Here is a 10,654-nt window from a genome sequence, read left to right on the forward strand (position 1 = left end):
GCCGTGGGGCGCGCACGTCGCGACCGCAGACCACGAAGCCGTGCCGCAGGTCGTGTTCACCGAGCCCGAAGTGGCGGCGGTCGGGCTGACGGCGGCGCAGGCGGAGGACCGCGGCATCCCATCGCGCGTGCTCGACTACGACCTGTCGTGGGTCGCGGGGGCGAGCACGCGAGGGGCGCACTACCGTGGGCAGGCACGCGCCGTCGTCGACACCGAGCGGGGCGTGCTCGTGGGGGCCACCTTCGTCGGGCCGGATGCCGCGGAGTTGCTGCACGCCGCGACGATCGCCATCGTCGGCGAGGTTCCGCTGCATCGACTGTGGCACGCCGTGCCCGCCTACCCGACGCTGAGCGAGGTGTGGCTGCGCTGGCTCGAGGCCTACGGTCGCGAGTCCGCGGCGTCGCCGCGGTGAGGAGACCTCCGCGCATCCCTCGAAATGTGAGGCGACGGCGCGCCTAGGCTGAGAGGGTCATTGCCATTCCACCGAGGAGCACCGTGTCCGCAGCATCCGAGGCCCTGGCGAACGCCGAAGCTCTGGCGCACGCCGACGACCTGGCCGACTTCGTCGCCGCGTCGCCGTCGAGCTTCCACGCCGCCGCCGAGGTGGCGCGGCGCTTGACGGATGCCGGGTTCACGGCGCTCGACGAGACCAGCGCGTGGCCGGCGCAGCCCGGCGGCCGGTTCTTCGTGGTGCGCGACGGCGCCGTCATCGCCTGGGTCGTGCCGACCGCGGCGACGGTCGCGACGGGGTTCCACGTCTTCGGCGCGCACAGCGACTCCCCGGCGTTCAAGCTCAAGCCGAAGCCCACGACGGGGCGCCTGGGCTGGCTGCAGGCCGGGGTCGAGATCTACGGCGGACCGCTGCTGAACTCATGGCTCGACCGCGAGCTGCGCCTCGCCGGCCGCCTCGTGCTCGACGACGGCACGTCCGTGCTCGCCGCGACGGGGCCGCTGCTGCGGCTGCCGCAGCTGGCCATCCACCTCGACCGCGAACAGAACGACCGGCTCGCGCTCAACAAGCAGACGCAGACCCAACCCGTCTGGGGGCTCGGCGAGGCAGCTTCGGCCGACCTGCTGGGCGAGGTCGCTTCCGCGGCGGGCGTGGACGCCGCCCGCATCCGCGGCTACGACCTCGTCACCGCCGACGCGGCCCGTGGCGCCGTCTTCGGCAAAAACGACGTGTTCTTCGCGAGCGGCCGCCTCGACGACCTGGCGTCCGTGCACGCCGGCGTCGTCGCGCTCGCCGCCGCCGAGCTCGACGCGCCGCACATCGCGGTGCTCGCCGTGTTCGACCACGAAGAGGTCGGCTCCGCGACCCGGTCAGGCGCGGCCGGACCCTTCCTGCAGGACGTGCTGGAACGCGTGCAGCTCTCGCTCGGCGCCGCTCGCGACGAGCAGCTGCGGGCGCTTTCGGCATCCTGGTGCGTCTCGAGCGACGTCGGACACTCCGTGCATCCGAACTTTCCCGAAAGGCACGACCCGGTCGTCCAGCCCGTGCTCGGCAGCGGCCCGATCCTCAAGATCAACGCCAATCAGCGCTATGCGACGGATGCCGCCGGAGCGGCCGCCTGGCACGGCTGGTGCGCTGCGGCGGGGGTCGCGTCGCAGGAGTTCGTGTCGAACAACGCCGTGCCCTGCGGGTCGACGATCGGGCCGATCACGGCGACCCGCCTCGGCATCCGGACGGTCGACGTGGGCATCCCGATCCTGTCGATGCACTCCGCGCGCGAACTCGCCGGCACGGCCGACCTGCACGACCTGACGCGGGTCGCGAGCGCGTTCTTCGCCGGCTGACGGGGTCTGCGTGGGGGTGGTCCGCAGCTGTCCGCAGCGACCCGCGCGCCGACCTGCGAGCTTTGGTCGGTTCAGCACCCGCGTAGCGACCAAACTCGGCAAGTGGATCTGGCTGGGGCCCGACCCGCGCGCCGACTTGCCGGCTTTTGTCGGTTCAGCACCGGCGTAGCGACCAAACTCGGCAAGTGGATGGGATCGCGCTGCCCGGGCGACGGGGCGGGTTGCGGAACCTCAGCCCTTCAGGCCCTTGAAGTCGGTCTCGCGGAACTCCGTCGGGATGCGCTCGCCGGCCAGGGCGATCTCGCGATCGCGCAGCTCGACGCGGCGGATCTTGCCCGAGATGGTCTTGGGCAGCTCGAAGAACTCGACGCGGCGCACGCGCATGTACGGCGGCATGTGCTCGCGCGCGTGCGCGAGGATCGAGCGCGCCGTCTCGGCATCCGGCGTCGCACTCGCGGCGAGGTGCACGTAGGCCTTGACGACGTTCAGCCTCACCTCGTCGAGCGCGCCGACGACGCCGGCCTCCGCAACGGCGGGATGCGTCAGCAGGATCGACTCGACCTCGAACGGCGACACCTTGAAGTCGCTCGCCTTGAACACGTCGTCGGTGCGGCCGACGAAGGTGAGGTTGCCGTCGGCATCCCGCACCGCGACGTCGCTCGTGTGGAACAGGCCGTCGTGCAGCGCCTTGGCGGTGCGCTCCGGCTCGCCGATGTAGCCGGGCGTGAGGTTGAGCGGCCGCACCGGCTCGGTCGGCAGGCAGATCTCGCCCTCGTCGCCCACGATGCCTGAGATCGGATCGACCAGCACGACGTCGTTGCCCGGGAGCGCCCGTCCCATCGAACCCGGCTTGAGCGGAACGCCCGGCGTGTTGCCGATGACGGCGGTGAGCTCGGTCTGGCCGTAGCCGTCGCGGATCTGGATGCCCCACCACCGCTCGATCGTCGCGATCACCTCGGGATTGAGGGGCTCGCCCGCCGACAGCAGCTCCCGAAGTGCCCGCGGCCGCTTCTCGAGATCGGCCTGGATGAGCATGCGCCACACCGTCGGCGGCGCGCAGAACGTGTTGACGCCGGCGCGGTCGAGCTGCGCCGCGAGCGCCACCGGATCGAACCGCGTGTAGTTGTAGACGAAGACTGTCGCGCCGGCGATCCACGGCGAGAAGAACAGGCTCCACGCGTGTTTGCCCCAGCCCGGCGCGCTGATCGTCATGTGCACGTCGCCCGGCCGCACGCCGATCCAGTACATCGTCGACAGGTGGCCGACGGGGTACGACAGGTGGGTGTGCTCGACCATCTTCGGCCGCGACGTCGTGCCGCTCGTGAAGTAGACGATCGCCGGATCCGTCGAGTCGACCACGATCCCAGGCGGGTGGATGCCGGCGTCCCGCGAGTCCGCGAACGACAGCCAGCCGTCGCGTGCGGCGCCGACCGTGATCCGGACGAGATCGACATCCAGGGCGTCGAACTTGACGGCATCCGCTTCATCGGCGATCACCGCCCGGATGCCGGCGCGGTCGATCCGCTCCGCGACGTCGGCCGTCGCGAGGACCACCGAGGTCGGGTAGACGACGGCGCCGATCTTGAGGATCGCGAGCATCGCCTCCCACAGTTCGACCCGGTTGTCGATCATGAGCATGACGCCGTCTCCGCGGCCGATTCCCGCCGCGATCAGCCAATTCGCGACCTGGTCGGAGCGGCGCCGCATCTGGTCGAACGTGACCTTCGACTCGGTGCCGTCCTCTTCGGCGACCCACAGCGCCACCTCGTCGTTGCCCGCGGCGATGGCGTCGAACCAGTCCACGGCCCAGTTGAAGTGGTCGCCGACGGCGGGCCACGCGAAGCCCGCGCGCGCGGCCACGGGGTCGTAGGCGTTGTCGAGGAGGAAGTCGCGGGCAGCGCGGAACGCTGCCGTGGGGGAGAGGTCGGTGGGAGTGGGGGCGGGGCCGGTGGGGGTGGAGGTGACCATGGAGCTGCCGATCTGCGCCGCACCACCGCGACGCGCCGGCTCAGTCTACGGGTGCACCGGCGGTGTGGTGGGGTGAACGGCCGTGCTTTCCGTGACCGGTGTGGGCCCGGCGGACCGCGCCGTTACGCCTCGGCGCGGGCGGGCAGCACCCATCCGGCGCGCGGGAAGTGGCACGTGTAGCCGTACGGGATGCGCTGCAGGTAGTCCTGATGCTCGGGCTCGGCCTCCCAGAAGGCGCCGAGGGGCTCGATCGTCGTGACCGCGGGCGCGGGCCACAGGCCCGAGGCATCGACGTCGGCGATCGTCTCGCGCGCGACCCGCTCCTGCTCCTCGGTGACGGGGAAGATCGCCGAGCGGTAGCTCGTGCCGATGTCGTTGCCCTGCCGGTTGAGCGTCGACGGGTCGTGGATCTGGAAGAAGAAAGCGAGGATGTCGCGGTAGCTGGTCACCGCGGGGTCGAACACGATCTCGACCGCCTCGGCGTGGCCGGGGTGGTTGCGGTAGGTCGCGTGCGCGTTCCGCCCGCCGGTGTAGCCGACGCGCGTGTCGAGCACGCCGGGCTGACGGCGGATGAGGTCCTCCACGCCCCAGAAGCATCCGCCCGCGAGGATCGCGGTCTCGGTGCCGGGGATGCGGGTGATGCTGCCGTCGTCGGTCATGATGGGCTCCTTCTGTTGCCTGTTGCAGATGGTGGATGCCGCGGGCGCGGCCATCGTGTGACACAACAACCGCACCCCCGATTCTGGTCCCTCGCTCGCCGCCCCGTTCCTGCGAGGTCGCTGAGAGGCACCGCCGCCGAACCGCTATCTCACGCCCGAGCCGCTACGTTTCGCGCGGTCGGAACGTAGCGGCTCGGGCGAAACGTAGCGGCTCGGCGGGGGGAGCGGGGGAGCAGGGCGAGAACGCGGGTACACGGCGTGGCGGGGGATGTCAATCCACCTGTGCGGGCGGGCTCGCGCGTCGAGACTGGAGGCATGACTCGCGATCAATACACCCTCACTGACCCCGCGGAGCTGTACTCCGACCTCGAACCGCACGCCCAACGGCAGCCCGAGCCGGGCCTCGATGCGAAGCTCGACCCGAAGGCCGACCTCGGCGAGGAGAGCTATCGCGGCACCGGGCGCCTGACCGGCCGCAAGGCACTCATCACCGGTGGCGACTCCGGCATCGGCGCCGCCACCGCCATCGCGTTCGCGCGCGAAGGCGCCGACGTCGCGATCTCCTACCTCCCCGAAGAGGAGATCGACGCGCGGCGCATCGCCGGCATCCTGCGCGAGGCCGGCGTCACCGTCCTGACGCTTCCCGGCGACCTGAAGGATGCCGGCTACTGCCGCGAGCTGGTCGAGGCGACCGTCGACGGGCTCGGCGGACTCGACATCCTCGTCAACAACGGCGGCAAGCAGGTCTTCAACGAGGACCTGCAGACCCTCGACGACGAGCAGTTCGACGACACGTTCAAGACCAACGTGTACGCGATGTTCTGGCTGACGAAGGCCGCCCTCGCGCACCTGAAGCCGGGCTCGACGATCATCAACACGACCTCGATCCAGGCGTACAAGCCCTCCCCGGTGCTGATCGACTACGCGTCGACGAAGGCGACGATCAACGCGTTCACGAAGGCGCTCGCCCAGCAACTGGCCCCGAAGGGCATTCGCGTCAACGCCGTGGCGCCCGGCCCGATCTGGACGCCGCTACAGCCGAGCTACGGCCAACCGGCCGAGAAGCTCGACAACTTTGGCAAGGACACACCGGTCGGTCGCATGGGGCAGCCCGCCGAGCTCGCACCGGCATACGTCTTCCTCGCGTCGCCCGAGTCGAGTTACGTCGTCGGCGAGACGCTCAACGTCAACGGCGGCATCCCGTCGCCGTGAGCGCCGTGAGCGCCGTGAGCGCCGTGTGCTCACGCGGCTCACGCCGCGTCGTCGGGCTCCTTCATGTACCACTCGATGAACCGGTGGGCGCGCCCGTCTTCGGCCAGATGCACCTCCCAGAGGTTCCAATAGGTGGCGTGGCCGGGGTACTCGGTGCGCCCGCGGACGATGCCGAGCCGGTCGCCCTCGACGAGCACCTCGAAGTCGACGATCGGCTCCGTCGGTTCGGGATCCTCCCAGTCCGTGAGGATCGCGTCGATGCCGCGCGTCGGCTCGGCGTCGTAGGGATGGTAGAAGTACTCCGCGTCGTCGGTGAAGATCGCGCGGATGTCGTCGGGCCGCTTCGTCCGCCAGGCGGTCAGGTACCCGTCGAGCCAGTTGCGTGTCGCTGTCATGCTCCCGGTCTATCAGGGGGTTCGGACATCGCACTCGCCATCGCGGGCCGCGTGTGTGTCGAAGCCCCGGCATCCGTCCGGGGCAGCTCTGTCTGGCGACTCTCACAACTGCGGAGATCTGCACTATCGCGGACTGGAATCGCGGTTTGGGTCCTCAGAACTGCAGATCTCCGCAGAAGCGCGAGCGGGCACACGCCCGAGCCCCCGCCGCACGGCGGTAGCAGGCACCCGTGTCAGACGAAGCGGACCCAGTTGGCGCCGTGCCCGGTCTCGGTCTGCTGGAGCAACTCCAAGCGTTCGCCATCCACGGCGTAGAGCGACACGGTCGTCGACTTCTCGCCCGCCGCGACGAGATGGCGTCGGTCGGCGCTCACCGCGAACCCGCGCGGCTGGTGCTCGGTGACGGTGTAGGCCACGGCATCCGACACCGTGCCGTCCGCCGCGACGGGGACCGCCGCAAGAGTGCTCTCGGTGCGCTCCGACGCCCACAGGATGCCGCCACCAGCCCCGCCTGCGCCCGAACCCCAGTGCAGGTCCGCACCCCAGATGTAGTGGTGGGCGAGCGGGTCGGCGCCGAACTCGCTGTGTCCCAGGCCCTTCGACGGGTCGAACGCCGTTGCGGAACCGACGTAGTGCAGCGTGCCCGCGTCGGCATCCCGCGCATAGTGCAGCACCTCGGCGGAGAACTCGGTCAGGACGTAGAGGGCGTCCTCCGGGTCGTTCAGCACGAGATGCCGCGGCCCGCTGCCGGCCGGAGCGGCGACGGTCGGGGGATCGAGGGGGACGAGTTCGAGCGCGTCGCCGACGGCGTACTGCGCGACGAGGTCGGCACCGAGCGACACGAAGTAGGCGAAGCGCCCGTCGGCGCTGGGCAGCACGGAGTGCAGATTGGGGAACGAGATGTACGCGGCCGGCGGCCCGACGGTGCCGTCCGCGACGGGGCATACGATGCCGTAGCCGCCGCCGTAACTCGCACCGAGCAGGCCCGTTCCGCCGCGGGTGAGAGCGAGGTAGTTCATGCCGCCGTCCGGCAGATCAAGCCTCGCCTGTGGGGTCAGCGTGCCGCGCTCGCGGTCGAGCGCGAGCGTCACGATGCCGGCCGGGTCGCCCTTGACGCCCGCGTAGACGAGGTCGCGTTCGCCGTCGATGGCGAATGTCGAGCAGCCGGCGAGTCCGTCCGTCACGGCCAGGCGCACGAGCCGGTCGCCCTCCAGCCGGAACGTCGAGATGCTGTCGTCGCGGGCGTTTGCGACAAGGACCAGGGGTGGGGTGCTCACCCCTCGATCGTACGGTGGGCGGATGCCGGGGTGTCGGCATCCGTCGCCTGATAGCGTTCGGAGCATCGTGCGCCGCGACGCGCACGGCGGCATACGGCGAAGGAGGCCCCGTGGCGGAGCGGCTCACCTGGATCCTCGTCGACGGCGAGAACATCGACGCGACCCTTGGCGGGTCGATCCTCGGCCGCCGGCCGCAACCCGACGAACGTCCGCGCTGGGACCGGCTGCTCGCGTTCCTCGCGGAGCGGTGGCAGCAGGAGGTGCGCGGGCTGTTCTTCCTCAACGCGACGACGCACCTTCCGATGCCGTTCGTGCAGGCGCTGCTCGCGCTCGGCTACACGCCCGTCCCCCTGTCGGGACCGCCCGAGGCGAAGGTCGTCGACCTCGCCATCCAGCGAACTCTCCACGCGTTGCGCGCGCGAACGGCCGACGTCGTCCTCGTCAGCCACGACCGCGACTTCGTCGACGACCTCGCCGAGCTCACCGATGGCAGGCGTGTGGGGATGCTGGGGTTCCATGAGTTCCGCAGCGGGGAATTCGCCTCCGTGCCGGGCATCGAGTTCTTCGACCTGGAGTACGACGTGCACGCGTTCGATGCCGTGCTGCCGCGGGTGCGGGTCATCCCGATCGAGGAGTTCGACCCGGCGCAGTTCCTGGGTTGACCACCTCGTTCGTCGTGGGCGCTCGCCCGTCGGCCGCACCCGAACGAGTCCTCACCACCGTCTCGCTGCGCGCACAGTTCGTGCTGCACAACCGGGGGCTGCGTCAGCTCGCGCCCGACGACCTGACGTGAGGGGCCGCCGGCGCGCTGGCCCGAAAGTCGCGCATCCTTGGGCAGGATTTCTCGCCCCACGGCGCGGCAGCGCCACTGAGAAGCTGAGCCGGCGCGAACTCACGGCCAGAACCCAGGTTAACGATATATCGTTCACTATCGCTCGTGCGCCGAGGAAGGGTGCACGGCGCAACCTCAGGGGGTCATCGTGAACGGTTCATTCGCAGGTGCAGGGTTCGGCGGGCGCGGTTTCGGCGGGCCCGGGTTCGGAGGCGGGCGCGGGTTCGCGGGACCCGGCGGGATCTGGGAGGCGATGGACAATCTCCGTGCCTCGTTCGAGCAGCGCAGCGGCACGCGCATGAGCCGCGGCGACGTCCGTGCCGCGGTGCTCGCGCTCCTCGCCGAGCAGTCGATGCACGGCTACCAGATCATCCAGGAGATCGAGCAGCGCAGCGGTGGTGTGTGGCGGCCGAGCGCAGGCTCCGTGTACCCGACGCTGCAGCTGCTGTCGGACGAGGGTCTGATCACGGCCGAAGAAGCCGGCGGGCGCAAGACCTATGCGCTGACCGAAGCGGGTCGTGCAGAGGCGGATGCAGCCGCAGACCGTCCCGCGCCATGGGAAGCGCCGGGCCAGCGCGACGGCGCACGCATGACGGCGCTGCCGAAGGCGGGATTCGAACTCGCCCAGGCCGCGGCGCAGGTCGGCAGCACCGGCACGCCGGAACAGGTGCAGCAGGCCGTAGAGATCCTCGACGAGGCGCGCCGCCGCCTTTACGCCCTGCTCGCGCAGGGCTGACGGGAATATGTCTCGTGACGTGAGCCAGACTTCTTCGCCCCGCGGCGCGTCAGCGCCTCGGAAGGGCTGACGCGTGGCGCCAGCCGGGCGGGCCCGCTATCGCCGCATCCTTCGCTTCGCCGCGCTGTGCCTCGTGCAGACGTGGTGGTACGACCTCTTCCTGCCCCGAATCGGTCTGCGCAGGCTCGGCGAGCGCAGCCGCAGCGGGCGGATGCGGCGCATCGCGCACCGCTTCCACGCGCTCGCCGTCGATCTCGGCGGGCTCATGATCAAGGTCGGCCAGTTCATGTCCTCGCGGCTCGATGTGCTGCCGCCGGAGATCACGGCGGAGCTCGAAGGACTGCAGGACGAGGTGCCGCCGGTCGCCTTCGCCGAGATCCGCAGCGCGGCGGAGGCGGAGCTGGGCGTGCCGCTCGACCGCGCCTACGCCTGGTTCGACGAGAACCCGGTGGCCGCGGCATCCCTCGGTCAGGCCCATCGCGCGCGACTGGTTCCCGCTGACGTCGCGATGACGGGGATCGAGGCCGTCGTCGTCAAGGTTCAGCGACCGGGCATCGACGAGGTCGTCGCGGTGGACCTGTCGGCGCTCCGGCGCGTGGCGCGCTGGCTGTCCCGCATCCGCCTCGTCTCGGACCGGCTCGATGCGCCGGCGCTCGTCGAGGAGTTCGCGACGACGAGCCGCGAAGAGATCGACTACCTGCACGAAGCGACCAGCGCCGAACGGTTCGCCGCGAACTTCGCCGGTGACGACCGGGTCACGGCGCCCGAGGTGGTGTGGGAGCGCACGACCCGCCGCGTCCTCACGCTGCAGGACGTCACCGCGATCAAGATCAACGACGTCGCGGCGCTGCGGACGGCGGGCATCGACCCGTCCGTCGTCGCGGAGGCGTTCGCGTCGGTGATGTTCCAGCAGCTGTTCGTGCACGGGTTCTTCCACGCCGATCCGCATCCCGGCAACGTCTTCGTCACGCCGCGCTCGGACGGCGCGTTCGCGTTGACGTTCATCGACTTCGGCATGATGGGCGCGATCGACGAGCAGTTGCGGAACGGTCTGCGCCAGGTGTTGCTTGCCGTCGCCGCACGCGACGGGAAGGGACTCGTCGACGGGATGCTGGGGGTCGGCGCCCTGCTGCCGAGCGCCGGAACGGTGGAGCTCGAGCGGGCGTTCACGCAGCTGTTTCAGCGCTTCGGTGGGATGGGATTCGCGCAGCTGCGCGACGTCGATCCGCGCGAGTTCAGCGACTTCGCGGACGAGTTCGGCGACGTCGTGCGCTCCCTGCCGTTTCAGCTGCCCGAGAACTTCCTCCTGATCGTGCGGGCGATGTCGCTGACCTCGGGCGTGTGCAGCGCGCTGGATGCGGAGTTCAACGTCTGGGACGCCGTCGAGCCGTTCGCGACCCAGATCCTGCGTGAGCAGGGAAGCGGCGTCGTCGGCGACCTTCTGCGGCGAGCCGGCGGCACGATGGGGACGGCATGGCGGCTGCCCGGACGCCTCGACGGCCTCATCACGCGTTTCGAGCAGGGCACGATCGCCGTCGACCTGTCGCGGCTGGAGCGCCGCATCGACGGGCTGGAGCGTTTCGCGGGGCGGATCCTGTCGGGCATCCTCTTCGCGGGTCTGCTCGTCGGCGGCATTCTGCTGCGGCCCGCCGACGACGTGTTCGGGATCGTGCTGATGTCGGCATCCGTCGTGCCGCTGCTGCACGCTCTGCTCGCCGGGATCGGGCGCCGCCGCTGACCCGGGCCCGCGCGGGTCGTTTCGCCGTCGCGCTGCCCGAAGT

Annotated in this window: 10 protein-coding genes and 1 pseudogene; 7 read left to right on the plus strand and 4 right to left on the minus strand. The window is 70.6% G+C overall.

The window, feature by feature from the left end; genetic code table 11:
* Both WBP48_RS18805 and WBP48_RS18810 read left to right on the plus strand, forming a co-directional pair.
* A pseudogene (locus WBP48_RS18805) lies at positions 1 to 412 on the plus strand (pyridine nucleotide-disulfide oxidoreductase); the annotation flags it as partial.
* 83 nt (positions 413 to 495) lie between these two features.
* Complete coding sequence (locus tag WBP48_RS18810) at positions 496 to 1,794, plus strand: M18 family aminopeptidase (RefSeq protein WP_424442338.1); 1,299 nt, start codon at positions 496 to 498, stop codon at positions 1,792 to 1,794.
* A gap of 231 nt (positions 1,795 to 2,025) precedes the next feature.
* On the opposite strand, the gene WBP48_RS18815 is transcribed toward WBP48_RS18810, so the two are convergent.
* Both WBP48_RS18815 and msrA read right to left on the minus strand, forming a co-directional pair.
* Entirely contained in the window at positions 2,026 to 3,762 is a 1,737-nt protein-coding gene (locus WBP48_RS18815; RefSeq protein ID WP_424442340.1) for an AMP-binding protein, read from the minus strand.
* A 122-nt stretch (positions 3,763 to 3,884) separates the two neighbouring features.
* On the minus strand, positions 3,885 to 4,421 hold the full coding sequence (msrA, locus tag WBP48_RS18820) for a peptide-methionine (S)-S-oxide reductase MsrA (RefSeq protein ID WP_424442342.1): 537 nt from the start codon (positions 4,419 to 4,421) through the stop codon (positions 3,885 to 3,887).
* Between the two features lie 315 nt (positions 4,422 to 4,736).
* On the opposite strand from msrA, the gene WBP48_RS18825 reads away from it, so the two are divergent.
* Positions 4,737 to 5,633: an SDR family oxidoreductase gene (locus WBP48_RS18825; RefSeq protein WP_424442343.1), complete on the plus strand. Its 897-nt coding sequence runs from the start codon at positions 4,737 to 4,739 to the stop codon at positions 5,631 to 5,633.
* Positions 5,634 to 5,671: 38 nt separating this feature from the next.
* On the opposite strand, the gene WBP48_RS18830 is transcribed toward WBP48_RS18825, so the two are convergent.
* Both WBP48_RS18830 and WBP48_RS18835 read right to left on the minus strand, forming a co-directional pair.
* Positions 5,672 to 6,028, minus strand: a complete 357-nt coding sequence (locus tag WBP48_RS18830; protein ID WP_424442344.1) for a nuclear transport factor 2 family protein — start codon at positions 6,026 to 6,028, stop codon at positions 5,672 to 5,674.
* Between the two features lie 233 nt (positions 6,029 to 6,261).
* Complete coding sequence (locus tag WBP48_RS18835; protein ID WP_424442345.1) at positions 6,262 to 7,305, minus strand: lactonase family protein; 1,044 nt, start codon at positions 7,303 to 7,305, stop codon at positions 6,262 to 6,264.
* 110 nt (positions 7,306 to 7,415) lie between these two features.
* On the opposite strand from WBP48_RS18835, the gene WBP48_RS18840 reads away from it, so the two are divergent.
* From WBP48_RS18840 to WBP48_RS18855, 4 genes are all read left to right on the plus strand, one after another.
* Positions 7,416 to 7,967, plus strand: coding sequence for an NYN domain-containing protein (locus WBP48_RS18840; protein ID WP_424442347.1), 552 nt, complete (start codon positions 7,416 to 7,418; stop codon positions 7,965 to 7,967).
* Positions 7,964 to 8,098, plus strand: coding sequence for a hypothetical protein (locus tag WBP48_RS18845; protein WP_424442348.1), 135 nt, complete (start codon positions 7,964 to 7,966; stop codon positions 8,096 to 8,098). Before WBP48_RS18840 ends, WBP48_RS18845 begins: the two co-directional genes overlap by 4 nt.
* Positions 8,099 to 8,285: 187 nt before the next feature.
* Positions 8,286 to 8,873 carry a PadR family transcriptional regulator gene (locus WBP48_RS18850; RefSeq protein WP_424442350.1) on the plus strand — a complete coding sequence of 196 codons (588 nt, stop codon included), beginning with the start codon at positions 8,286 to 8,288 and terminating at the stop codon, positions 8,871 to 8,873.
* A gap of 73 nt (positions 8,874 to 8,946) precedes the next feature.
* The gene (locus WBP48_RS18855; RefSeq protein ID WP_424442351.1) at positions 8,947 to 10,611 is read left to right on the plus strand and encodes an ABC1 kinase family protein; all 1,665 of its coding nucleotides are present in this window, start codon (positions 8,947 to 8,949) and stop codon (positions 10,609 to 10,611) included.
* Positions 10,612 to 10,654: the final 43 nt, after the last annotated feature.

It is taken from the genome of Microbacterium sp. (assembly GCF_049661145.1).
In the GTDB taxonomy this organism is placed as follows: domain Bacteria; phylum Actinomycetota; class Actinomycetes; order Actinomycetales; family Microbacteriaceae; genus Microbacterium.